Source organism: Rhizobium sp. AAP116, from assembly GCF_001295785.1.
In the GTDB taxonomy this organism is placed as follows: domain Bacteria; phylum Pseudomonadota; class Alphaproteobacteria; order Rhizobiales; family Rhizobiaceae; genus Allorhizobium.
Genome location: NZ_LJIB01000007.1, coordinates 98,339 through 122,268, shown reverse-complemented (window position 1 = coordinate 122,268; position 23,930 = coordinate 98,339). Strand labels below are relative to the sequence as shown.

20 protein-coding genes and 1 tRNA gene are annotated in these 23,930 nt (G+C 60.9%); 16 read left to right on the top strand and 5 right to left on the bottom strand.

Annotation, left to right across the window (positions count from 1 at the left end; all coding sequences use genetic code 11):
• Positions 1-108: 108 nt before the first annotated feature.
• Complete coding sequence (locus IP85_RS05935; protein WP_054148756.1) at positions 109-1,515, top strand: DHA2 family efflux MFS transporter permease subunit; 1,407 nt, start codon at positions 109-111, stop codon at positions 1,513-1,515.
• On the opposite strand, the gene IP85_RS05930 is transcribed toward IP85_RS05935, so the two are convergent.
• Genes IP85_RS05930 through IP85_RS05920 form a run of 3 tightly spaced genes read right to left on the bottom strand, consistent with a single transcriptional unit; the run spans position 1,516 to position 4,399 of the window.
• Positions 1,516-1,899: a VOC family protein gene (locus tag IP85_RS05930; RefSeq protein WP_054148755.1), complete on the bottom strand. Its 384-nt coding sequence runs from the start codon at positions 1,897-1,899 to the stop codon at positions 1,516-1,518.
• Positions 1,900-1,955: 56 nt separating this feature from the next.
• A complete protein-coding gene (locus IP85_RS05925; protein WP_054148754.1) occupies positions 1,956-2,738 on the bottom strand; it encodes an RlmE family RNA methyltransferase in 783 nt (260 codons plus the stop codon).
• A gap of 2 nt (positions 2,739-2,740) precedes the next feature.
• A complete protein-coding gene (locus tag IP85_RS05920) occupies positions 2,741-4,399 on the bottom strand; it encodes a Ppx/GppA phosphatase family protein (protein ID WP_054148753.1) in 1,659 nt (552 codons plus the stop codon).
• A gap of 298 nt (positions 4,400-4,697) precedes the next feature.
• Here IP85_RS05920 and IP85_RS05915 point away from each other — a divergent pair.
• From IP85_RS05915 to IP85_RS05885, 7 genes are all read left to right on the top strand, one after another.
• Positions 4,698-4,771, top strand: a tRNA-Gln gene (locus IP85_RS05915).
• Positions 4,772-5,795: 1,024 nt separating this feature from the next.
• Positions 5,796-6,629, top strand: a complete 834-nt coding sequence (locus tag IP85_RS05910; protein WP_245280812.1) for a 3-oxoacyl-[acyl-carrier-protein] synthase III C-terminal domain-containing protein — start codon at positions 5,796-5,798, stop codon at positions 6,627-6,629.
• A 5-nt stretch (positions 6,630-6,634) separates the two neighbouring features.
• Positions 6,635-7,612, top strand: coding sequence for an NAD(P)-dependent oxidoreductase (locus IP85_RS05905; RefSeq protein ID WP_054148751.1), 978 nt, complete (start codon positions 6,635-6,637; stop codon positions 7,610-7,612).
• Positions 7,609-8,430: an MBL fold metallo-hydrolase gene (locus IP85_RS05900; RefSeq protein ID WP_054148750.1), complete on the top strand. Its 822-nt coding sequence runs from the start codon at positions 7,609-7,611 to the stop codon at positions 8,428-8,430. Before IP85_RS05905 ends, IP85_RS05900 begins: the two co-directional genes overlap by 4 nt.
• Complete coding sequence (locus IP85_RS05895; protein ID WP_054148749.1) at positions 8,427-9,698, top strand: AMP-binding protein; 1,272 nt, start codon at positions 8,427-8,429, stop codon at positions 9,696-9,698. Before IP85_RS05900 ends, IP85_RS05895 begins: the two co-directional genes overlap by 4 nt.
• Positions 9,695-10,816, top strand: coding sequence for a hypothetical protein (locus IP85_RS05890; protein ID WP_054148748.1), 1,122 nt, complete (start codon positions 9,695-9,697; stop codon positions 10,814-10,816). The genes IP85_RS05895 and IP85_RS05890 overlap by 4 nt, the downstream gene beginning before the upstream one ends.
• Before the next feature lie 2 nt (positions 10,817-10,818).
• Positions 10,819-11,802 carry a Rieske (2Fe-2S) protein gene (locus IP85_RS05885; protein ID WP_054148747.1) on the top strand — a complete coding sequence of 328 codons (984 nt, stop codon included), beginning with the start codon at positions 10,819-10,821 and terminating at the stop codon, positions 11,800-11,802.
• On the opposite strand, the gene IP85_RS05880 is transcribed toward IP85_RS05885, so the two are convergent.
• Positions 11,772-12,908, bottom strand: a complete 1,137-nt coding sequence (locus IP85_RS05880) for an ATP-grasp domain-containing protein (protein ID WP_245280811.1) — start codon at positions 12,906-12,908, stop codon at positions 11,772-11,774. The genes IP85_RS05885 and IP85_RS05880 overlap by 31 nt on opposite strands.
• Before the next feature lie 261 nt (positions 12,909-13,169).
• On the opposite strand from IP85_RS05880, the gene IP85_RS22520 reads away from it, so the two are divergent.
• Together IP85_RS22520 and IP85_RS05875 are read left to right on the top strand one after the other, a co-directional pair.
• Positions 13,170-13,427: a diguanylate cyclase gene (locus IP85_RS22520; RefSeq protein ID WP_280949599.1), complete on the top strand. Its 258-nt coding sequence runs from the start codon at positions 13,170-13,172 to the stop codon at positions 13,425-13,427.
• A gap of 313 nt (positions 13,428-13,740) precedes the next feature.
• Entirely contained in the window at positions 13,741-14,862 is a 1,122-nt protein-coding gene (locus IP85_RS05875; protein ID WP_082347603.1) for a trypsin-like serine protease, read from the top strand.
• Positions 14,863-15,811: 949 nt separating this feature from the next.
• Here IP85_RS05875 and IP85_RS05870 read toward each other — a convergent pair.
• Positions 15,812-16,804, bottom strand: a complete 993-nt coding sequence (locus tag IP85_RS05870) for a L,D-transpeptidase (protein ID WP_054148744.1) — start codon at positions 16,802-16,804, stop codon at positions 15,812-15,814.
• A 187-nt stretch (positions 16,805-16,991) separates the two neighbouring features.
• Here IP85_RS05870 and IP85_RS05865 point away from each other — a divergent pair, with 187 nt between their 5' ends.
• The 6 genes from IP85_RS05865 (at position 16,992) to IP85_RS05840 (ending at position 23,930) form a co-directional block, all read left to right on the top strand.
• Positions 16,992-17,906 carry a LysR family transcriptional regulator gene (locus IP85_RS05865; protein WP_054148743.1) on the top strand — a complete coding sequence of 305 codons (915 nt, stop codon included), beginning with the start codon at positions 16,992-16,994 and terminating at the stop codon, positions 17,904-17,906.
• 118 nt (positions 17,907-18,024) lie between these two features.
• Positions 18,025-18,723: an SH3 domain-containing protein gene (locus IP85_RS05860; RefSeq protein WP_245280810.1), complete on the top strand. Its 699-nt coding sequence runs from the start codon at positions 18,025-18,027 to the stop codon at positions 18,721-18,723.
• Between the two features lie 42 nt (positions 18,724-18,765).
• Entirely contained in the window at positions 18,766-19,104 is a 339-nt protein-coding gene (locus tag IP85_RS05855; protein ID WP_054148742.1) for a hypothetical protein, read from the top strand.
• Between the two features lie 107 nt (positions 19,105-19,211).
• Complete coding sequence (locus IP85_RS05850; RefSeq protein ID WP_245280809.1) at positions 19,212-21,278, top strand: M13 family metallopeptidase; 2,067 nt, start codon at positions 19,212-19,214, stop codon at positions 21,276-21,278.
• A 61-nt stretch (positions 21,279-21,339) separates the two neighbouring features.
• The gene (locus tag IP85_RS05845; protein ID WP_054148741.1) at positions 21,340-21,888 is read left to right on the top strand and encodes a hypothetical protein; all 549 of its coding nucleotides are present in this window, start codon (positions 21,340-21,342) and stop codon (positions 21,886-21,888) included.
• Between the two features lie 77 nt (positions 21,889-21,965).
• A complete protein-coding gene (locus tag IP85_RS05840; RefSeq protein WP_054148740.1) occupies positions 21,966-23,930 on the top strand; it encodes an alpha/beta hydrolase in 1,965 nt (654 codons plus the stop codon).

Below are 23,930 nucleotides of genomic sequence, written 5' to 3'. Positions count from 1 at the left end.
GCTTCCTTGGGGGTCCGTTTCGCTGGCGATCGGCGGTTTCAACCCGGGCTTGTCTGCGCTATGTGACGCTTAAGACCGGCCGCAGTCGCGACATCTTCCGGAATGCCGATGAATCGCATCACACCGCTTATTCTCGCCGTAGCCCTGTTCATGGAACAGATGGACTCGACCGTGATCGCCACGGCCCTTCCGACGATCGCGGCCGATCTCGGCGTGGGGCCGATCACGCTGAAGCTCGCACTCACCTCCTATATGGTGGCGCTAGCGATCTTTATTCCCGCGAGCGGCTGGATGGCGGATCGTTACGGCGCCAAGCGGGTGTTCCGGGCGGCGATTGTCGTCTTCATGCTCGGTTCGCTGTTCTGCGCCATCTCCGATTCGCTTCTTACCTTCGTTTCTGCCCGCTTCCTGCAGGGTATGGGCGGGGCAATGATGACGCCGGTCGGACGTCTCGTTCTCTTGCGCACCACGAAGAAGAGCGAACTGGTCTCCGCAATGGCGCTGCTGACCATTCCCGGCCTGCTTGGCCCGATCACCGGGCCGCCGGTCGGCGGGTTCATCACGACATTCTTCAGCTGGCACTGGATCTTCCTGATCAATCTCCCGATCGGTCTCCTCGGCCTCTGGCTGTCCAGCGTCTACCTTCCCGAGATCGAGCCGGTCGAGACGGCGCGGATCGACTGGAAGGGCTTTCTCCTGAGTGCGGTGGCGGCATCCGGACTGGTCTTCGGCCTTTCGGTGATGAGCCTGCCGGCTTTGCCCGTCTGGGTCGGAGCCATCGCAACCTTGATCGGCATATTGTCGATGATCCTCTACGTGCTGCATGCCCGGCGACATCCCGCACCAATTTTGAACCTCACCCTCTTTGCCAACAGGAGCTTCCGCGCCTCGATCGTCGGCGGCACGCTGTTCCGCATCGCCGCCGGTGCCACGCCTTTCCTGCTGCCGCTCATGCTGCAGCTCGGCTTCGGCATGACCGCCTTCGAATCCGGCATGATCACCTTCATTGCCGCCGTCGGGGCGATCTCCACCAAGTTTATCGCAAGACGTGCCTTTGCCGCTCTGGGCTTTCGCAATGTGCTGATCATGGCCGGCATCTTTGGCGCGCTGACGACGGCTGCCAATGCGCTGTTCACACCGGCGACACCTGTTCTTCTGATCATGGCGATCCTGCTTGTCGGCGGTTTCTGCCGCTCGTTCTTCTTCACAGGAGTGAACACTCTTGGCTATGCGGAGATCGAGGATCGCGCCGCCTCCCAGGCGACCTCGCTTACCTCCGTGCTGCAGCAGGTGAGCCTGGCGCTCGGCGTCGCCGCCGCTGCCTCGATCCTCGAGGCCAGCACGCGGATGTCCGGCGAGGGCCTGTCGCTCGGTGATTTCCACCTGGCGTTTGCGATTGTCGCGGGTCTTTCGCTGTTTGCGGTCGTCCCCTTCTTCGGCCTGCCACGCGATGTCGGCTCGGCCGTCTCCGGCTACCGGCGGACAAGCGAAGACGAGACGATCAACGTCAAGTGACTATTCCGGTCGCTCGCAAAGCGCCGAAAGCTTGTTGCCGTCGGGATCCCGGACGTAACAGGCATAGAAATTGGGGTGAAAGTGGCGAATGCCGGGGGCGCCGTCGTCCGTGCCGCCATGGGCGATTGCTGCGGCATGGAACGCATCGACTGCCGCGCGCGAAGACGCCTCGAAGGCCGGCATGGAGCCATTGCCCACCGTTGCCGCGCGGCGATCGAAGGGATGATTGATCCAGAACCGGCAGCGGCTATCGCCGGCGGTGGCATAACCCGCCTCGTTCTCGTCCGTTTCACGGCGCTCGATGCCGAGCGTCGCCAGGACAGCATCATAGAAGCGGATGGCGCCGGGCAGATCGTTGATGCCGACGGTGATGTAAGTAAACATGACAGATGCTCCCTCCGCTTGGCCCAGACTTAAGACACCGCGCTTCCACCTTGACCTCAGTCCTGATCCAGATCCTCGGTGGCGGGCATATCTTCGCGCGGATCGCGGGCGAAACCTTCCTCGTCGAGTTCGACAACGCCTGGGCCATTGCGGCCCTTGAAGCCCTTGGCGAGCAGGAACATCTCGACCGATTCCTGGCGCGACGAGGCTGGCTTGATATGCAGGACCTGGCGGAAATTCTGCTTCAACATGTTGAGCAGATCCTTTTCCGTGCCGCCCTGGAAGGTCTTGGCAAGGAAATGGCCGCCCTCGGCCAGAACCTCGACGGCAAAGTGTGCCGCCACTTCGCACAGATGCATGGTGCGAATATGGTCGGTCTTCTGGTGGCCGGTGGTGGGGGCTGCCATGTCCGACAGGACCAGGTTCGGCGTGCCACCGACGGCCTCGATCAGCTGGCGGGGTGCATCCGGATCAAGGAAGTCGAGCTGCAGGATCTTCACGCCCGGAATCTGCGCCATTTCCAGGAAATCGATCGCGGCGACGCGGATATCGTCGTCGGTGGAATCGGTGACCTTGGCGGCGATCTGCGACCAGCTTCCGGGGGCCGCACCTAAGTCGATGATGCGCTTGGCGCCCTTCAGCACCTGATGCTTCTCGTCGATCTCCAGCAGCTTGAAGGCGGCACGGGCGCGATAGCCCTCGAGCTTGGCCCGCTGGACATAGGGATCATTGATATGCCGCTCGAGCCAGCGTCTGGACGAGGCCTTGAGCTTGCCCTTCTTGACCTTCTGGCCGAGCTTGCGGCCCGTGCGGTTGCCGCCGATGGGTGGTTTCGCCATGGTCAGCGCTCCCTGGATACTGGAGGACGTCGATTGCGGCCGCGGCGCCAAACGCCGTCATCGGCCATCATGTCGGTGAGCAGGCCTTCGCGAAGGCCGCGGTCGGCGACGCGCATGCGGCTCGAGGGCCAGCGACGGCGGATCGCTTCGAGGATCGCGCAGCCGGCCAGAACGAGGTCGGCGCGATCAGGGCCAATACAGGGATTGGCGGCGCGACCGGCATAATCCCAGGACAGGAGTTTTGCCTGCATCGCCGTCACCTCGGCATCGGAGAGCCAGAGGCCGTCGACCTTGCGGCGATCGTAGCGCGGCAGGTCGAGATGCACGCCGGCGAGCGTCGTCACCGTTCCCGAGGTGCCGATCAGGTGGAAATCATCCATGCTGCGCGGGATATCGGGGCATTCGAACTTGGCCAGCATGCCCTCGACCTCGCGGGTCATGCCTTCGAAGATATCAGGCGTGACGTCGCGACCGCCATGCCGTTCGGAGAGCGTCACCACGCCCACGGGCAGCGATGTCCAGTGGGTGATGTGGTTGGCAAGCCGGCTGGAGCGGTTGTCGTGGATGCGGATGACTGCAATCTCCGAGGAGCCGCCGCCGATGTCGAAGAGCACCACGGAGCGCGCTTCCCGGCCGACGAGCGAAGAGCAGCCGGAGACGGCAAGCCGTGCCTCGGTTTCCCGGTTGATGATTTCGAGCTGCAAGCCTGTCTCGGCGGTGACCCGCTCCAGGAAGAGCTCACCGTTTTCCGCCGCACGGCAGGCTTCGGTTGCGATCAGCCGCATGCGCCTGATGTCACGGCCGGACAGCTTGCTGGCGCAGACGCGCAGGGCATCGACCGCGCGGTCCATGGCGTCCTGCGACAGGCGGCCGGTGGAGCCAAGGCCTTCGCCGAGACGCACGATGCGGGAAAAGGCATCCACGACGCGAAACTGGCCAGGCCGGGTGGGCTGGGCAATCAGCAGGCGGCAATTGTTGGTGCCAAGATCGAGTGCCGCATAGAGGTCATCCGGTCCGCCGTCCTGGGCCGGGCGGCCCCGCTCAACAGCGGGCACGGTCTTTTGCTGCACATGGGCAACCGGATGCGCGTTGGATGCAGCATGCGCCTGGGCTCGACCCGGCTTTGCCGCGGCGGCCGAGGGCGGCTCGGAACCGGCCAGCGGGCGAACATGGCCCGGCTTCTGGGCTACCGCATGGCGGTTTCGATTGCGCTTGCGCTTGCGACCGGGGCGCGGGCTTGCCGGATCCGACCCGCCCTGCTCTCCGATCCGCGCCGCACGCGACTGAGGCTGCATGCCCTGCCCGCCGCGGCCGCTGTCCCGCAGGTTCGCGGACGCCACAGTCTCTGTGCTGCCCGTCGCGTCTTGGTCATGGATCTTGCCGTTGGGATTGGCACTGGTCGCAGCCGCCGCGCCGGGACCGCCGCCCTTGCCGCGACGACGGCGCTTTCGCTTGCGGATGGGACCATCCGCAAAGACTGATTCGGAACGTCGCTCGGCGACCGGCGTGCCCGCCGATCCTGCCGAGGCAGAAGCCTCGTGACCGTTTTTAACCGGCCCCGTCTTCTTGCCCTTGCCGCGCCGACGGGGAGACCCGCCCTTGCGCTTGCCTGTCGACGCCCCCTCGCTGTTCGGCTGTCCGCCGCGATTGGGGTCTGTCACTGAAGTTTTCCACTGCACCGCGCAAGGCGCCAAGATCGACGCATGCCGCTGGTGTCATCATTCGTTTCGTTGGGCAAAGCATACCAGCGCCTGCCCGGAGCACCAAACGGTTTTTCAAAAGGGCCGCCGGGAGCATGGGGCACGGCTGCGAGCGGCCGGCCATGGCGCTCAACGGGCGGCCGCCGACCTCGCGTCACGCTCTTTTGCGAAAGCTGTCATTTTTTTTGAAATTCAGTCTTTGCAATGCCGGATGTTTTGGCTATAAGCCCGCTCACCGATCGCCGCGGCGATACCCTGGTGGGGAATAGTTCAACGGTAGAACGACGGACTCTGACTCCGTTAATCTTGGTTCGAATCCAGGTTCCCCAGCCATTTCTCCCAAAAAGCCTTGATTCTCATGTTTTTCCGTCGTGCCGGATCCCGTTTTGGCGTCATCGGCGACCTGATGCCCAAAACTGATGCCCAAAGGTGAGCCCCAAGCCGAAATCGGCACGAGGTGACCTCAGGGCCTGATACAGGGTGTCTTCGTCATGGCTGTCCGCCAAGGCACAAAGATGGTGTCCATGGTCGCTTGCGGCAGTAAAACAGAGAAAAATCAAAGGCCATTTTCTTAAGCCTTTGAAATCATGTGAGAATCCAGGCTCCCCAGGCGAGCCAGTTTAGGTCGGTTTTCCGCTGAAAATCAGCGACTATTTCTCAAAGAAAAAAGCGACGCCTTCTCAACAACTTGAGCAGTCACGGCTGCTGTTCTTCAGTCCATCCGTCGTGCTGCCACGGGTCTCGCGAAAAAGGCTGGGGACCCAAGAACGATAACTGCAAAGGGGCCGAGAGCGGACTGGGTGCTGGGCTGCTGCATTCACCCAACGGATCGATAATTACCAGGTCCTGTTGACTAAGTAAGGCAGCCAAATCTTTGCGGCGGCCCGAGCAAGAAATGCGGAGAAGGATTCTCGGGTTTTGTCAAATCGGGTCGCATGCGACGAAACTGCTTGAGACGATTGCACATCCGCTCGATGATCATGTCCCGCCGCGAGCCCAATTTGCCTGCCAAAAAAGCAGTCTTGAATTACGTTTCCCTTGATTTTGGAACCAATTTTGACAACAGTTCCTGTAATCAAGCCGGGACAGCCAAACTCTGCTTTCGCCGAAGCCTATGCAGTTCCGGCCTTGTTTGCGAAACCGGATGTGACCAAGTAAAGCTTCCAATATGGATCTTGGTCGAATGAGCGGCGATATTCGTCGGTTGCGTATAGCCGGGACGGGACATTTTGTTCCGTGCCGGGTCCTTTTGTCGACGGACCTCGATCGGGAACTGGGCTTAGAAGAGGGTTCTCTTGAGCGACTATGCGGCGTGTTCAGCCGACATGTGTGTCAGGCAGAGGACGATCAGATTGCAATGGCTGTCGCCGCTGCAAACCTTGCGATGCAAAAGGCGGGCATGGGCCCTGAGGACATTGATCTTGTCATCGGCGCTTGTGGCGTTCCCTATCAGCCCCTGCCGACAACCGCCCCGCTGGTGATGGACCGGCTCGGTATTGCCGCAGGCCGTGCTGCCGCCTTCGATGTCAATGCGAGCTGTCTCAGCTTCCTGGCCGCTGTAGATCTGGCCGCCGACCGTATCGCGATGGGACGGGCACGGGTCGCCATTGTCTTCTCTGCGGATATCGCCTCGCGGGCGCTGCCCTGGCACGATCAGCCGGGCGTTGCGGCATTGTTCGGTGATGGGGCGGCTGCAATCGTCCTGACAGCGGCTTTGGAGGGCGACAGTTCGATCCGTGCAAGTCTCATGCGCACCTATCCTTCAGCCTATGAGGCTTGCGGAATCGGTGCGGGCGGTACGCGCTTCGATTTTCATCGGCAGCCGGATGAATTCGCCGCCCATGCCTCCTTCCGTATGGATGGCAAGGCGCTGTTTCGCATCACGCATCGCCATTTTTCCCGTTTCGTCGACGAGCTTCTCACCACTGCCGGATGGACAGCCGGTGATGTTGATCTGGTGGTGCCGCACCAGGCCAGTCCGTTAGCGCTGGAGCACATGATCAAGCAGACCGGTATGTCGGTTGATCGGGTGGTCAATATTGCGACGCGATTTGGCAATCAGATCGCAGCCTCCATTCCGACTGCGCTCGATATCGCCTGGGCAGACGGGCGGATCAGCAAGGGATGCAAGCTTCTCATGCTCGGTACATCGGCCGGCGTGTCCTTCGGCGGCATGGCGATAGAGGTTTGAACCCCATGCGTGTTCTCGTCACAGGCGCCACGGGTTTTCTGGGCGGTCGGTTGATCCGGGATCTGGCGGCGCGCGGATTTGAGACGGTCGGGCTCGGTCGTGATGAGGCCCGTTGCCGTCATCTCCAGGATCTGGGTTTCGCGACCGTTTGCGCGGATATGTCCCGACCCGTGCTTCACCTTGTCGATGAGATCGGCACCGTGGACGCTATGGTGCATTGTGCAGCACTTTCGGCATCCTGGGGCAAGCCTGCAGCCTTTCGCCTAGCCAATGTCGAGGGCACGGGCCATGTGCTTGATCTGGCTCATGCGCTCAAGGCCCGTCGCTTCGTCAACATATCCTCGCCGACGGTTTATTTCGAACTCAAGGACAAGACCGACGTCGCCGAAACGGCGCTGCTGCCGTCTCCGATCAACGCCTATGCCCGAACCAAGGCCGAGGCCGAAGCAATGGTTCTTGCCCGAGGGAGTGTCGGCCCGGTGAACCTGCGGCCGCGTGGCATCTATGGCCTTGGCGACCAGACGCTGCTGCCTCGCATCACGGCTGCTGCCCGCCATGGTCCCCTGCCGCTGCTGCGGTCCGGCGCGGCCGCCATCGATCTTACCCATGTTGATGATGTTGTGCAGGCCATCGAGGCGGCTTTGACGATCAGTGATATCGAGGGGCGGACCTTCAACATTTCGAGTGGCGAAATGGTGCCGGTGCGTCACATCGTCGAGCGTGTTTGTTCAAGGCTTGCAATCGAGCTCAGCTGGCGACGCATGCCGTTTTATCCGGCGCTGGCGGCTGCTCGCCTGGTGGAACTGGTGAGCCTTGCCCGTTCGGCCTCAACCGAGCCGCTGGTTACGCCCTATACGCTCGGTCTGTTTGCGTTTCGCCAGAGCCTCGATATCTCAAAGGCCCGCCGGATGCTTGGCTGGCGACCTCGGATCTCATTCGAAGAGGGGCTTGCAATGACGATTGCCCAGGGGCGCGCGCCATGAAACCGGTGTTTGCCAACAGCGCCTTTGTCAGCGCGCCGGAACGCTTCTATCTTCGCGGCGGAGGCTGGCGGCCTGTGGCTCTCAGGGTGCGCTATGGTCTTTTCGAGCATCCGATAGCGGGGCTTGTGCTGATCGATACAGGTTATGGGCCGCGGGTGACGGAAGGGAAGCGCAGTCTCGGCTTGCGCCTTTATAATGCGATCCTTCGTCCGGATCTGGTGATGGGTGGTCAGCCCGCAGCCGTTTTGCAAAGGCTCGGCTTTACGCCCGATGATGTCTCGGTCGTCATCGTCACCCATTTCCATGCCGATCATGTCGCGGGTCTCGACGCGTTTGCCAATGCGCGGATCATCGCAAAGCGAGAGATGCTGGGACGCGTCCTGCGGGCGCCCGTTCGGGCCAATCTGCGCCACGGCATATTCACCGAGCTTCTGCCTGCCGGCCTTCTTTCGCGAACGGTCGATGTCGACGGATCGGCCCTGATCGAGGCGCCGCTTGGTCTCGGGAAAGGCCGCGACCTTTTCGGTGACGGCAGCGTGCTTGCCATCGATCTTCCGGGGCATGCCGCCGGCCATTTCGGTCTGTGCTTTAGCGCCATGCCGCGGCCGCTTCTCTATGCGGTCGATGCACAATGGTGCGGGGATGCATTGGTGCCGGAGCGGCGTCCGGGCTTTCCCGCAAGCCTCGTGGCTGACGATCCCTTGGCCCTTGTCGAGAGCACCCGTCGCGTCCTTGCCTTTCAGGAGGCGAGCGGTGAGGTGCTTTTGTGTCACGACCCTGCGGTCAGCCCACATGATCTGGGTGAGGGCATGCCGTGAGCTCCCGCCTTCGCATTGCCTCCGCCTTTGCGCAAACTCTCTGGACCTCGCGGGCCGGGCGCTCGCGTGTCGCGTTCAAGCGCTGGCAGTCCTCGGCGCTTCAGCGCTGGCTCGACCACAGCCTGCCCGCTGTCGATTTCTACGAGGGTGCAGCACGTCGGCTGGAGATGCTGCCCATCATCGACAAGTCCGTGGTCATGGCAGATTTTGCCGCCTTCAATCGAGGGCGGATCAGCGCCGAGGACGGATGGCGCGCTTTTGAGACCACCGGCCAGATCGGGAAGGTCAGTCTTGGCGCAAGCACCGGCACGAGTGGCAATCGTGCGCTTTATGCTGTTGACGCCTGCGACAAAGACCGCTGGCTGGGCACCATTCTCTCAAAAGCCGTACCGCGGTTCCTCCTTGATCTCGAGAGGGTTGCTGTCATGCTGCCACAGAACTCCGCGCTTTATGACGGTGCCAATCGCTCCCGCTTGCTGCGACTGATGTTTTTCGATCTCAACCGGGGTATCGAAGCCTGGCTTGACGATCTGGAGCGGTTTGCACCCACCACCATCGTCGCGCCGCCTCGGGTTTTGCGCCATCTTGCCGAGCACGCCGAAAGGCTGCAGCCCAGACGCATCTTTGCCGGTGGCGAAACGCTGGATCCCTTCGACCGCACGATCATCGAGACCCACTTCGGCACGAGGCTGGGGCAGATCTACATGGCGACGGAAGGGCTTTTCGCTGTCTCCTGCTCGCATGGGGCCCTGCATCTTGCAGAAGACGCCAATTTCTTCGAATTCGAGGCGGTGGAGGGCGGGCTGGTTTCGCCCCGTGTCACCTGCTTCCGGCGCCGGTTCCAGATCATGGCACGGTACCGCATGAACGACCTTCTGCGCCTGTCCGACCGCCCCTGCGCCTGTGGGTCGCCGCTCCAGGTTGTCGACGAGATCGTCGGTCGGCTGGATGACGCCTTTGTTTTTTGCCGCGCGGATGGCATGCGGCTTCTGGTGACGCCTGATGTGATGCGCAATGCCGTGCTTGAGGCCGATCGCTCGATCACCGATTTTCGCATCCTGCGGGAGGGGGCCGAGCAAATTGCGCTTGTGCTGGAGCCGAAACTTGCCGCCCATGGTGCAAAGGCGGCCCGGGATGCACTCGCCGATGTGTTTTCGCGGCGCGGGCTGTCCCCGACACTTATCCTTCGACAGCAGGCGATGGAATTTGAGCCTCACCGGAAGCTTCGACGGGTGGAAAATCGGCTTCCGCCTGAGGATGCACGATGATGACACTTTCTGGAGCGGGTAGCGCGGTGTCCAATGAGCCGGAGGCGGTTCGTCGTTTCGTGGCGCTTTTCAACGCCTATCCCGTCCCGGACCTCATTGGCAACCTCTCGACAAAGGTTGATGCAATCGACGTGGAAGGGCGTCATTTTCCGATTACCCTCAACGAGCAACGCGATGCTCCGACCTGCTATATCTGTTGCCCAAGCAGCGCCTATATCGACTATGCCCTCGACGAGACACGCAATTTTGCCAGCGCTCCCCTCTTGCGTTGGGCTGCATCTGGCCTGATCCGTGCCTGCGGCCCGCTTTTGAGGGCCAGTGGGCTCGATCAGCAGGTGCAGGTCAACAACTGGCTGCTGTCCACCAATCCGGTGCCGGCCATCAGCGCCTCGGGGGCCTCCGGGCTGGTGGCAGAGTTGTGCGAGCGATATCCCAATCGGGCGATTATCATCCGCTCATTGAACGAAATGGCTGACGGGTCTTCGATCCGTCATCTGAGGGCGGCGGGATTTCGCATGATCGCGGCGCGGCGGATCTATCTGTTTTCCGGCAATGACGGACGCAAGACGCAGAACCAAGGGTATGACCGCAAGCTCATCAGTCGGACAGCCTACCGGTTTGCTGCCGGAGAAAGCTTTACCGAAGCGGATTACGAGCGTGCAGCCGAGCTTTACGCGCTGCTGTATCTGGAAAAATATACCCCGCTCAATCCGCAATATACCGCGCTTTACATCAGGGAGATGCACAGGCGCGGCCTGTTTGACCTCGTAGGCTTCCGAGACGGCGCGGGCAGGCTTGCGGCGGTGTCCGGCTTTTTCGCCAATGGTCGCACGCTGACGCAACCGATCGTCGGCTATGATACGAGCCTGCCGCTGAAGGATGGACTTTATCGGCTGGTCATGGCGACGGGTCAGATGATGGCTGCCGAACGTGGGCTGTTTTTCAACATGAGTGCCGGGGCTGGCCGTTTCAAAAGCCTGCGCGGTGCAGCACCCGTCATCGAATACAATGCCGTCTATGTCGCGCATCTTCCGGCACGCCAACGCCTGGCGGTGCGGGTCATGGAGACGTTGCTGCGGCGTATCGGCATTCCGCTTCTGGAGGGTTTTGACCTGTGAGCATGTCTCCCGACACCTGGCAGGCAGTTGCCATTGCCTCTGAGATTGGCAAGCGGCCGCGGCGCATATTGCTGGCGGGCGTGCCTGTGGTGCTGTTTCGCAGCGGCGAGACGATTGCCGCTTTGCATGATCGCTGCCCCCACCGGCATGTGGAACTCTCGAAGGGCAAAGTTGAAAATGGCGAGATCGAATGCCCGTATCACGGCTGGCGATTCAACGCGGCGGGTGGCTGCACGGCCATTCCCGGTCATACGGGTGCCGTGCCCGGCTATCGCGTGCCACGATTGACGACATTCGTGAAGGAGGGTGTGGTGTTCGTGGCAAGCGGCGCGCCCAAGGACGAGCCCTATCTGCACTGCGCCGAGGGGCAGAAGATCATCGTCAAGCTTGTGAGCAGCAGCACGCGCTCGACGCTGGTCGATGCCGCCGAGAACATTCTCGATGCAACACACACCCATTTCACCCACAAGGGCCTTCTGCGCGGATTGAGCAGCGAGCGGCAGCGCGTGCGTGTCGATGTCACCGGCGGTCCCGGCTGGGTCGAGGCGTGTTATACCGGCGAAGAACGGCAAAACGGCCTGATCAGCCGTTTGCTGGAGGGTGAGCGGGTGAGGACGATTGGGCGTTTCCGCTATCCCGGTATTGCCGAACTGGAATACTGGGGGCCGAAGGGCCTGGTACTTGCGACGACATTCCATCTCCGTCAGGCGGCGGAGAGCCAGGTGGATGGGATCGGTTGCCTGATCGGGCCGCAGGGCGGTCTGCTTGATCACCTGAAGTCTCTGGCTTTCCGGCCCATGTTCCGCATTGCCCTGGAACAGGACCGGCGGGTACTGGCATCGGCAAGCCGGAATGCGGCTTACTGCCCGCAGGCATCGGCGATCATCGGACCGCTTGATTTCCTGCGTCGAAGCATCGAGGCGATCATGGACGGTGCAGCGCCGCCTGCTGCCAATCAGCCGGAGAGTTTCTCTTTCGAACTCTGATCCGGCCCGTCCCATTCGATATCGCGGGTGGAGGCGCGTTGAAGGGAAATGCGGTGGCGAAGGGCGAGCGCCGCGATTTCGCCAAGCGCACGCCATTGCGCGCGTTTTGGTTCAGGGTCTTGCGGCCAGTCGAGAAGCTCCTCCGCGCTTTTGAGGTCATGCATAAAGCTGCGGAGATCGCCACGGCGCAGAGCGTCTGGCAGCCCGTAGATCCACAAGGCAAGGCGGACTGTCTGCGGGCTGGATATATCCGGTTTCAGGCTGCCTTCGCCTGTCCAGATCGCCTGTGCGAATGGCTTTGGATCGCAGAAGAAATGCAGCCCGCTTGTAGCGCGCGGATTGCATTCAAGCGGCAGTACGGCACCGTCGGTCTTGAGGATCAGGTCGAAGGAAAGCTGGCCCGTCCAACCGGTGCCGGCGGCAAAATCCGTCACGAAAGCCTTGGCCGCCTCGTTCTCAACAGGCTTGAAATAAATGCCCGCGCCCTTGCCGGCACGGTAGATTGAGCTGTAGAGCGAAAGCGCCTGCAGACGGCCATTCTGCGCGATGGCGTAGGCACTGATCTCCTGTCCCGCGATGAATTCCTGGGCGAGCCAGGGTGCCTGAGGCGTTGGCGCAAGAGCGTCTACCTCTTCAGGTTTCGGCTGAAGCAGCACTCGGCTCGCAAAGCGCGACCAGGCGGGTTTGAAAACCATCTGAGACGCCATCGAGCGGATAGAGGCAAGGTCGGCTCTGTTCTGCAGGAGCACGGTATGCGGCGCTGCCAGTTTGAGGCTTTTGCAGATTTCGATGAAATCAAACTTGTTGTGCGCCCGTGTAAGGACATCTGCGTCTGGCGCGAACAGCCGTGCCGTCATCCCCCGTTCGCGCCAGAGTGCAGCCAGATAAAAGATCTCCTCGCAGGTCGGCACGACCAATGAGACATTTTCCCGTTTCACCAGGTCTTCGACCACATCGGCATAGCGTTTCGGTTCAAAACGCGGCGGCGGCAAACGAAAATAGCCATCGCAGGCACGGCTGGTGGCTGAAATCGGTTTGGCTGGCGTGTCGGCAAGCAGCACGCGCCAACCTGCGCCGTGGAAGAGCCGCGCGAGGTGCAATGCCACCGGTGCCCTCGCCCCAGTGATCAAAACTGACCGACTTAAAACCGAAGCCACCATCGTTGCTGCGTCCTACTGTACTGGTGTCGTAGCGGAGATACTGGCATGCCGCAGAGCTTTGCCTGACGCATTAGCCAACAGACGTTCCAGGCACAAGATCATCGAGCCGCAACGTTGCGGTTGCTAGGCCCTGTTGACAAATTGGCGGTTTCACGACGAAAATCCACGCCCGAGCAGACGGTCATCCTTCTCATTCGAGGTCAGGACGTGGATGCACAGGCCGAGTTTAGCCGCCAAGCAATCCCAGCCACCGTCGCCAATGCGGTTCTGGGTCTCGCAGGGCCCGTGACAACGAGCATGGGCATCACACCTATCTCTAACGACGATGCCTTGACGACCTTGTATAAACGAGCGGACAAGCTTCTTTACGAAGCGAAGAGTGCGGGACGAAATAGAACCCGCAGCGCGATAGGTCCCACGCATTCATCGAAATCCGTCCAGATCGATAGGGTCATGATTGCATAGCCCGCGGCAGCGCCGGCCATGCGGTTCATAACGACGAACTGTTTTGCAGAGATCTCACTGTCTGCAAGTGGCGGAAAGGCTACGAGCCACTTGCGCGAGCCGCGTCTGATTTCAGGTGCCTGCCGCGAAGTTTCTACGACCGAGATGGTGGAGGGTTTCGGGTGCCGTCAGGCGTACGAAAGCATCCACCATTGCCGTCATTCGCTTTTGCAATTCGCTAAATCGAAAGCTGTCGTTCAATTAATTGCGCTGGTAATAGGATGAAACGGGGGGAAACCCTCGGCGTTTGGGCCGAAACAACAGAGACTAATCGATGGTATTGCCCACGGTGTATTGCGACTATTGGCTGTGGGCCAAGGGGCAAGACCATCGCCTCCAACAGCCGTCCCCCTTCACCCAACGTACCGCTGTTCGAGGCGCACGGCTTTGTCTCGCGCGAAGCTGGCATCACCACGACACCCTGCATTCTGAATACCAACCAGAGCGCAACATTGCACAAATGCCCAGTGAGACACCCAAGGGGAGAGGCATGAAATCGAGGATCGTATCGGCGCTGCTGGGCACGGCGCTGCTCAGTTTGGCTGCGGCTGGTCCAGCCCATGCGGTGATCATTCTCGACAGCACCTGGGCCGATCAGGGCGGGGCGGATGGTGCGGAAGGCGACGGATTCGGCGCCGCCAAGGCGCTGGCCATGGAGCCGCAATTTTGCGCCATTATGAGCTTTTTCGACGGCGAGCAGATTGGCGCCTCCGGCACCTGGATCGGCAACGATCAGGACGGCAATGCTTATGTATTGACTGCGGCGCATAACTTCGGCGACGGCGACGACCCCAACACCTGGACCTACTACACCCGCGCTGGTGCCGAATTTACCGGCAAGTCGGTGCATCTCCATCCCAATTACGACGCCAATAGCGACGAAACGCCGGGCTATGACTTGGCCATCGTGAAATTGAACGGACCGGTAGAGGATTGCGATAGGCCGCCGCTCCTTTATGGAGGGGACGATGAACTGGGACAACGCGCCACCATGGTCGGCTTTGGCTCGAGGGGCATCGGCTCGGTCGGCCAGGATGACAAATATTACAATAGCGAAGATGCCGCTGCGGCGCGCAACATCATCGACGTGGTCGAGGACCCCGCCCCCGACGGCAAAGGCGGCAATCAGCTGCTGGTCGATTTCGACAGCGAGGATGGCTCCACCAATGTCTTCGAGGACGGCAATTCCCTACCGGTTGATGAATATGAAGGCGTGCTGGGCTCGGGTGACAGCGGCGGCTCGCTCTGGATCGAGACCGACGAGGGTTGGGCTATTGTCGGGGTCAACGCCTGGGGCGACGATGCGGTTTATGGTTCGACCGGCGGTTTCGGCCGGATCAGCACGCAATATGACTGGGTCAAGTCCATCTTCGATGCGAACTTCACCAACGAGTAAGCACAGGTGCGGCGAACGCCGCCTGACCGTTTGGCGACCCACCACGGGCCTTTCGCCCTTGAGACATTTGCAAGCACGACATTCGGTTACCGAGCCATTGAACCACCAGGTAAAGCGTCCCGGTACCACCGTTAAGCTCGGCCAAGGATCATGGCTGATAGGGCGATTTTCTGCCTGTCCGCCGGCAGCCCTCTTTCGCCCATCTGCCTATGTCCGCTTTTCAAGCAGTGGAACCATTAACGGACAGGCAGGCCCCCCATCACGGACATCGGAGTTACGCAAACAGACCAGCAGCTTTCCACTATTCGGCGTTTCGGCTTGAATGGCCGACATGAAGGCGCAAAGCTGCCACGCGAAAATGCTCACCTCGTCTCCAGCTTTACGCCCCCGAGCGGAAATTATTGCCGCTCTCCGCCATGTTGACGTCAGCCCAAAGCCAGGGGACAGAGATGGCATCCACGGTCGCTCGCGGCGCAAAAATATAGGGAATTCAAAGGCATTTTTTACAAGTCTTTGAAATCATGTGAGAATCCAGGCTCTCCAGGCGGGCCATTTTAGGTCGCTTTTCCGCTCAAAATCAGCGACTGTTTTTCACAGAAAAAAGCGACGCCTTCTCAACAACTTGAGCAATCCTGGCTGCTGGTCTTAGGTTATCTGAAGTGCTTAGACGGGTCTCGCAAAATCGGCTGGGGACCGCCAAGCGATGTACCTTATGGGGCCGTTTCCGGACATCCAGTTCCAGCCACTTCTTCCGAAAAGCAGACACTTGGCGCCCCACTTGCTTGGGGCCATGGAGGACAAGCGCGGGCAAAGGCCCAGGCTCGCTGCTTGAGATATGATTCGCCGGAGGTCTTCACTGCCGAATAGGTCGCCAAACCGATCGCGAGCTTAAGCAGGATATGTTTGGCGAACAGCCGTCAAGACGACCCGCCTTCTTGAAGCGACCCAATCAACTCATGATCACGAAATCCGTGCCCGTCCGGCTGTCTGGAGCAAGCGGAGCGTCCGTCAGAATGAGGACTGCGCCGGGGTGCAGAACCCTTTGCATGGCCGACACGAAAGGCGGGTCGGCGGATATCCGGGAGAGAAGGTTTGCGGTCGTGCTGACAACAGCCTCGTCCTCGTTCGGATTGGCAAACGCAATCCAGCGCATGCCCAGGACGGCGTCATCGAGGTCGTCAAGCAGGAATACATGGCTGCTGAATTTGTCCCTGCCGCTCACGGTGATCCTTCCCTCGGCGCGGATTTCAGAGTTTTCGACCAGCAAGGCCCGCCCATCGAAGGTCGACATGATGACCGAAACCACGGGCTGCTTCTTCAGGTCCGTCCAGTCGTTCGGCCGCTGTTTGCCGTGCAGCGCCGCCACGGCATCGCCGAATTCCCGGGCGGCGTAGGCACCGAGCACCATGCCCGGATGGGTGAGTTCCTGCGGATCTGCGGCAGCGCCCGAAATGATGACGGGTGTGCCGAGATGGGTGATGTCGAAGAGACGTTCGGAAAAGGCCATAGGCAGGCGCACGCAGCCATGTGAGGCCGGATATCCCGGCAGATTGCCGGCATGAAGCGCGATGCCAGACCACGTCAGCCGGCTCATGTTTGGCATTGGCGCGTCGTCATAGGTGCTGGACTTGTGGTGCTTGTCCTTCTGCAGCACGACGAAAACGCCGGTCGGCGTCTCATGCCCCGGCTTTCCGGTGGAACAGGTGGCGACCGCTATGCGGATACCGTTGCGATAGACATGCACGCGCTGCTCCGGCAGCGAGACGACGATCGCCACCGGCCCGGTCCGCTGTCGTTCGGGATGCCAGGTGAATTCGCCGGGCTTCAAGGCCGCGACCTCCTTCATCACCTCCCCGGCCAAGAGTGCGACCGGACTGCCTAGAAGCGCGACCGCCGAAATGCCCTTCACAAAAAGACGCTTGTCATCGTCTGTCTTCGTCATGGTCGATCTCTCGTTCACAATTTCGACGTGAGAGACCATTTCAGGGCCGACCGCGGGTGTCCAATGAGTTTCTCTCTTGAATTTTAAATAATCCTCATGAAACGTTAGTTTCAGGCGCACCCACTCTCGCTTGTGCCGGGGTGCAGGCGCCCGATATCGAGCGCATTGCCGCATCAAGGATTACGCGATGGATTTCAGGCATAATCTCAGGGCCTTGCACACGTTTGAAACGGTATCCCGCCATCTGTCCGTGGCGGCGGCGGCGGACGAACTGGGGGTCACGCAAAGTGCCGTCAGCCATCAGTTGCGGCTGCTCGGAGAGATCGTCGGAGAACGACTGATCCAGAAAAGTGGTCGCGGCATCGCATTGACAGACGCTGGCCGGGACCTTGCGCGACGGCTGCAGCCGGCCTTTGCCGAGATCGACCGATCCTTGGCCGTAGCGATCGGCGGCACACGCGATCGGGTGCGGCTCGCGATTTGCAGCAGTTTCGCCCAGGCCTGGCTGGTACCGCGGCTGCATTCCTTCTATGCGGCCCATCCGGATATCGATCTGCAGATCATCATGTATGCGCAGGATCCGGAACTCACGGATGCAACGGGTGATGCGTTCGTGACGACGCTCCCCAAGGATCGCGGCTATTACGCGCAACTGCTCTGGCCGGAGAATCTGGTTGCAGTCGTGTCGTCAACAGTTGCAGCGCGAAACAAGAGCTTCGATTACATTACCACCGAACTGCAGCCTGGAAAGATCGGCTCGGACTGGCAGACCTATGCGCGACACAGCGGCCGGGCGGATCTCCTTCCCCTCACCTGCCGCTGGCTGTTCGCATCCCACTATGTAATCGCGCTCGACATGGTTCGCCAGAACCTCGGTGCGGCGCTCGTACCAGACTTTCTCGCACAGCCCGACATAGAAACGGGAAGAATGGTGCTTCTGGACGAAGCACTGCTTCCCACCCACGAGGATTATCACCTGTGCATCAAGGAAAGCCGCAGAACTGAACCTGCTCTCGACGCCTTGCTGCGGTGGTTCAAGCAGGAGCTCGGCAGATCGGAGCGCCGCGCGACGGACAACCGTTTGAAACTGGTGCAACCATGAAACCCTCTCACATTGGACGAATATAATTCACTGGTTCGCAGGCTTTAGGCATGTCAGTCTCGGGACATCGAGAGGTTGCAATTCGATCTCTTGAAGCCTTCCCAACGGGAGATGTCGGATGCGTATGTGGCGTGCGTTCGTGGGTGTAGTGGTCGCGATGGCGCTTGTCGTCATTGCAGATTTCGGGCAGCAAGCGGCACTCGCGCAGGAACGCAGCGCCCGGGTCGAATTCGGCCGGGGCCAGAGCTCAACGGTCATCCGCGGGACGGTCCGGGGCTACGAAGGCGCCAATTACCGCATCAATGTCCGTGGCGGCCAGAGGCTCGCCGTCACCATGGATAGCTCGAACAGCAGCAACTACTTCAACATTCTCGGCCCCGGCGGTGGCGAGGCCCTGTTCAACGGCTCAATCTCGGGCGATTTTGCCGACATCATCGTTCCCGGTAGCGGCGACTATGTCGTGCAGGTCTACCTAATGCGCAATGCCGCGCGCCGCAATGAGCAGGCGCGCTTCACGCTGCGGATCGAGGTCACTGGCGGCAGGCCGATTGCGCCGCCCGCACCCGATTTCGCCGACGGCCTGTCCGGCGGCCCGGACTTCTTCCAGGTGGCCGGCATTTCGCGTGGCGATGCCCTGAACATCCGTACCCGCCCGAGTGCCCAGAGCCCGATCGTGACGCGCGTGGTCAATGGCGAGATCCTGCGCAATGGCGGCTGCCGCATGACCGGACAAACACGCTGGTGCCGGGTTTCCCGGCCTGATGGCAGCAATGCCGGCTGGGCGGCTGGACGGTTCCTGGTCGAGGCGAGCAACTGAGCCCGATCAGGCCCTGATGAAGTAAAACAGGAGGGGAGACGCATGATCAGGTTCATCACGACTTTAGGAACGATCTGCATCGCTTTGGGGCTGCTTGCGGGCTGCACCTCGGACGGAACATCGCAACTGCCGCCAACGGCTGCCGCCACTCCGAGGTTGATGGACGAGAGCGTGCCGCCGGCTGCCCGTAGCGCCTGTCTGGCAGCAGTATCCAACACCACGAACAATGGCGATGTCGAGATCATCGAAATGATCTTCTCGGAAGCCAACTCGCAGGTCACCGTTGGCGTTGGACCGACGCGCGCACCGTGGAACTGCATCGTCTCCAATAGCGGAGTGGTCGCCAACGTGATGTCCATGACGAACGAGGGCGCTCTGTGAGGCCCGCTTCCTAACGGTGCCGGCTCGCTCCGGCACCGGATCTCCGCGCCATGAGCGGAGGACTTGGCCACGACAGGTTTTCATCATTGACCAAAACGAGGATCCTCATGCAACGCCTGACGCCTCTCGTCCTCCTGTGCCTGTCTGCCGCCATGTCCGCGCAGGCGGCCGAATTGGTTCCGGTGCCAGAGATCGGCCCGGACCAGCTATCGTTCTCTGTGACCAATATGGACATGTCGGCCGATCCGGGCACCGATTTCTATCGTTATGCGGTGGGCGGCTGGCTGGACCGCGTCGAGCGGCCGGCAGACCGCGTCAGCATCGGGACCTTCGACTTCATGGGGCTGAGACTGACGGCGCAGATGAAGAACCTGATCGCGGAGGCCGGGGAGAAATCCGCAACCGCGACAAAGGGAAGTCCGCTGCAGCAGGTCGGCGCTTTTTACAACTCCTACATGGATATTGCCGCCCTCGACGCGAAGGGCATAGCGCCCATCGAGCCTGAACTGGCCAGGATCGACGCCATCGCGAGCCTCGACGATCTCGCGACCTATCTCGGGCACTATGTTTCGGTTGCCGGAGAGGTGCCCCTGGTCGGCATCGTTCCCTCGGCAGATCAGGCTGACACGACGAAGATGGTGCTCTTCATCGTCAAGGGTTCCCTGATCTTCAATCAGGAAAACCTCTACGAGGCTCCGGCGGGTTCGGCACTCGATATTGCTCTGAGGGGCAACCTGAAGACCGTGCTGGAACAGGCCGGATACGAAACTGCCCGAGCGGCGACCGTGGTCGACATAGTTGCTGATCTGGAGCGCGAGCTGCATGGCGCAATGCTGACATCGGTCGAATCGATGAACCCGGACAACAGCTACCAGCCCAAACCCTTCGACGCTGTTCAGGCCGAGATCCCGGCACTCGATCTCACGAAAATCCTTGCAGCCGTCAACGTCGCGGTGCCGGAAACGATTGTCCAGACGCAACCCCGCTACCTTGCGGCACTTTCGCGGGTGCTGGCGGACAGGCCACTCTCCGACATCAAGGACTACCTCAAGGTCAGGGTCATCAACCACTTCAAGCCGTTCCTTGGGACACGCTTCGATGGCAGTGCCCGCGAATGGAACCGGATCGTCTTTGGCATTGACCGGCTCCCGCCGCGCGAGGAGCTCGTCCAACAGAGCCTGCAGGCCAACATCGGTCATCCCGTTTCGCGTCTCTATGTCGAGCGCCACTTCTCCGAGGAGACCAAGGTCAAGGCGACAGACATGGTGGAGCGTGTTCACCAGACTTTCGAAAACCGCATGAAGCGCCTGACCTGGCTCAACGACGACACCAAGAAAGCGGCCCTCACAAAGCTTGAAAAACTTTCTTACAAGATCGGCTATCCGGAAAACTGGATCGACTATTCGACTGTCGACATCCGCGCGGACGATCTGATCGGCAACATCATGCGGATCAATGCTTTCGATACCGCGCGCTCCTATGCGAAACTCGGCAAGCCGGTGGAACACGAGGCCTTCGCGGATTCCACCTCGACATTGCCCGTTATCATCAATGCCGGCTACGACATGCAGATCAACGGCTTTGAGGTGCCAGCCGCGATCCTGCAGCCGGCGGCTTTCGAGGCGACGAAAGATGCGCCCACCTATTTCTGCCGCATAGGTGCTGTGCTCGGGCACGAGATGACCCATGGCTTCGACAGCCGGGGCCGGCTCTACGATGCCGATGGCAATCTCAACAACTGGTGGAAGCCGGAGGACGCGAGCGCCTTCGACAAAGAGGCCGCCAAACTCATCGAACAGGCCGGTGCCTACGAGGTGTTGCCGGGCCTCAAGCTGAACGGTGCGCTGAGCGTCGGCGAAAACATGGCCGATGTCGGCGGCATCAACTTCGCCTTCGACGCACTGAAGGATTACCTGGCGGAGCATCCGGAAGAAAATGTCTCGATCGATGGCCTGACGCCCGAGCAGCGCTGCTTCATCTCCTGGGCCCAGTTCTGGGCGATGAAGGTGACGGACGAGGCCATCCGCAGCGTCTTTATGAGCAATGCGCATCCGCCCGGCTTCTACCGCGCGACGGCAGCGCTCAAGCATGTCGACGGGTTTTACGAGGCCTTCGACATCAAGGAGGGCGACAAGGAATGGGTGCCGCCGGAACGGCGCGTGAAAGCTTGGTGAGCGGATCGCCGACCGGCAGACATCAGGATCATGAACCAGACGAGTGCAAAGGAGAGGGACTATGAAACGCATCATCGCATTGCTGGCTGCCACGACCCTCGCTCTTCAGATGGGTCTCCAGCCGGTTGAGGCCGGCATGAGCGACAAGGACAAGGCGGCCGCGGCCGCTGCAGCCATCGCCATTCTCGGCATCGCCGCTCTCGCCCACAACAAGCATCATTATGAGGAGGGCTATGAGCCTGGCGGCGGCGAGGAGACGGCTGAATTCGAGCGCGGCTATCGCGACGGCGTTCACGGTTACCCCTATTGGGAAGGAAACCGGACAAGCGGTTATGCCGCAGGCTATCAGGCCGGTGATCGGGAGCGCGAGAACTCGATGGCGCATCGCCAGCAGGCGTCCGCTGCCAAGGCGCCACCCATGGCCTATCAGGGTTGCGCCCAGATTGTGGCCCGCAACTTCGCGGTCGGCATCCATCAGGTCCACTTCACCAAGGCGCGCTCGCCGGGCAAGCATGAATGGATGATCGAGGCCGCAGTCGGGCGCCAGTACATGACCTGCAAGATGCGTGACAGCGGTGAGTTGATCGACCTGAGGGGCGGCCGCCTCTAACGCCTGCTGGCAGGTCGCGGACACAGGTGCCGCGACCCGTTTCATGACCGAAGATGCAGTAAAACAGGGGTTTTACGATGGACTATACCGGCATACTGGCCTTGATCTCCTTCCTCACCGGCAACGCCGAGGACGGGTTCGCCACGTTGAAAGCGGGTACGGCTGGAAGCACGCAGATCACCCAGATCGTCTGCCCCCGCCCGCTCCCGGTGGACGAGATCGAAGGTAAGACAGTATTTTGCGGCAGGGTCCAGGTTCCGGAGGATCATGCCAAGACGGACGGAAAGAAAATCAGCCTCGACTTCGCGATCCTAAAATCGCATTCGCTCTATCCGGAACCCGATCCGGTCGTCTATCTGCAGGGTGGGCCAGGCGCGAGCGCAATGGTGCAGATCCCGCTTCTGGCCCAGACCTTCGAACCCTTCCGGAAGACCCGCGACGTGGTGTTCTGGGACCAGCGCTCGGCAGGCCTGTCCGGTCATTCGGTGAAGTGCTTCAACGCTCTGGCAGCCAATGCCGCCAGCATCGCCAAGAAGCAGTATACGACCACCGCCATTGACGGATCGAACGTCAACAACAATACGATTGCCGATTGCCTGCGGGAGATCGAGGCCGCCGGCATCGACATCTCCAAGTACAACACAACGGAAAACGCCAGGGACATCCCGACAATCATCAAGGCTCTCGGCTACGAGAGCTACAACATGTATGGCATTTCCTACGGCACGAAGCTGGCTCTGGAAGCCATGCGGGTCGCACCCGAGGGCATCCGCTCGGTCATTATAGACGGTGTGGCGCCTTCCTGGGTAAAGCTCTACGACACCTTCGCGCTCAAGGTCAGCGAGCCAATCGAACACGTGGTCGAACAGTGCAAGGCGGATGAGACCTGCAATGCGACCTTCCCGGAGCTCGACAAGATCATCATCGAGACCCTGCATGCGGCCAAGGCCGGCAAGGTCATCCACCAGGGCAAGCCAGTGGAGCCGAAGACGATCTTCCGCCCTTTCGAGGAGCGCAATGCAAAATACGGCAACCTGTCGATGACGCCCTATCTGCCTGCCTTCATCTACGAATTGCATCGCGGTAAGGAGATGCCGACCGTCGACCTGCTGGTCGGTCGCGACTTCATCATGCCGATGCCGGGCGATGACGACGTTGCCAAGGCTTCCGCGACACTGCCCAAGGCGCAACGCGCCCTGATCGGCACATTGGCCGACAATGCCATGATTTCTTCCAGGATCGCCCGTTCCAACCAGAACGTCATCGAAGAACTGCGCGACGAGATCGATGCGGAAAAGAACTATGGCCCCGTCGCCATCTTGTTCGACACCGAGCTCGAGAAAGCGCTGATTGCCGCGCGCGGAACCGATGCGACAAAAGGTGCCAGCATCGTGGCCGATTACGCCGCACTGCAGGTCATCACGCCATCAAAGGAAGCCCTCGGCACCTTCGTCAAAACCCATACCACGGGCGAAGCCACGGCCCGGTTGACCGCTCTGATTGACAGCATGAGCGAGGCCGAACTCGCCGGCTACTTCGCCATCATCCAGCGGGACGTCGCAAGATCAGAGGAAGGTTTCTTCGGCGACCTCTATCTCTTCAACTACGCCTGCCAGGAGGACCTGCCGTTTAACAGTTTCGAGGGCTACCAAGCCTTCACCGCTGCCCAGAAATACCCCTATATAGGGGATGACGCCGATGAAGCGGCCCGCTTCGTCTTCGGTTCCTGCATTCCCTTCAAGCAGGTTCAGCGCGACAACTGGCAGGTCCCGGTCAAGAGCGACATTCCGACCCTGTCGATCGGCAGCCTCTATGACAGCCAGACGCCGGCGAGCTGGGCCGAGATCGCGACCGAGGAGCTGAGCAATGCTCAGGTCTTCATGATCCCCGAGGCCGGCCATGGCGCCCTAATCTACCAGTCCTGCGTGGCCGACATGGGCGTGGCCTTCATCAACCAACCCGGGCGCAAGCTGTCGAACGATTGCGCGGAAAGCATCAGCATCGAGTGGCACATCCCCGACTGGGCAAAGGCAGCGAAGTGA

Coding starts and splice junctions, on each gene's coding strand:
- IP85_RS05935 (WP_054148756.1), top strand. CDS start 109: ATGAATCGCATCACACCGCTTATTCTCGCCGTAGCCCTGTTCATGGAA.
- IP85_RS05855 (WP_054148742.1), top strand. CDS start 18,766: ATGATCAGGTTCATCACGACTTTAGGAACGATCTGCATCGCTTTGGGG.
- IP85_RS05850 (WP_245280809.1), top strand. CDS start 19,212: ATGCAACGCCTGACGCCTCTCGTCCTCCTGTGCCTGTCTGCCGCCATG.
- IP85_RS05925 (WP_054148754.1), bottom strand. CDS start 2,738: ATGGCGAAACCACCCATCGGCGGCAACCGCACGGGCCGCAAGCTCGGC.
- IP85_RS05930 (WP_054148755.1), bottom strand. CDS start 1,899: ATGTTTACTTACATCACCGTCGGCATCAACGATCTGCCCGGCGCCATC.
- IP85_RS05875 (WP_082347603.1), top strand. CDS start 13,741: ATGGTATTGCCCACGGTGTATTGCGACTATTGGCTGTGGGCCAAGGGG.
- IP85_RS05840 (WP_054148740.1), top strand. CDS start 21,966: ATGGACTATACCGGCATACTGGCCTTGATCTCCTTCCTCACCGGCAAC.
- IP85_RS05900 (WP_054148750.1), top strand. CDS start 7,609: ATGAAACCGGTGTTTGCCAACAGCGCCTTTGTCAGCGCGCCGGAACGC.
- IP85_RS05845 (WP_054148741.1), top strand. CDS start 21,340: ATGAAACGCATCATCGCATTGCTGGCTGCCACGACCCTCGCTCTTCAG.
- IP85_RS05905 (WP_054148751.1), top strand. CDS start 6,635: ATGCGTGTTCTCGTCACAGGCGCCACGGGTTTTCTGGGCGGTCGGTTG.
- IP85_RS05865 (WP_054148743.1), top strand. CDS start 16,992: ATGGATTTCAGGCATAATCTCAGGGCCTTGCACACGTTTGAAACGGTA.
- IP85_RS05860 (WP_245280810.1), top strand. CDS start 18,025: ATGCGTATGTGGCGTGCGTTCGTGGGTGTAGTGGTCGCGATGGCGCTT.
- IP85_RS05870 (WP_054148744.1), bottom strand. CDS start 16,804: ATGACGAAGACAGACGATGACAAGCGTCTTTTTGTGAAGGGCATTTCG.
- IP85_RS05885 (WP_054148747.1), top strand. CDS start 10,819: ATGTCTCCCGACACCTGGCAGGCAGTTGCCATTGCCTCTGAGATTGGC.
- IP85_RS05890 (WP_054148748.1), top strand. CDS start 9,695: ATGATGACACTTTCTGGAGCGGGTAGCGCGGTGTCCAATGAGCCGGAG.
- IP85_RS05910 (WP_245280812.1), top strand. CDS start 5,796: ATGGCTGTCGCCGCTGCAAACCTTGCGATGCAAAAGGCGGGCATGGGC.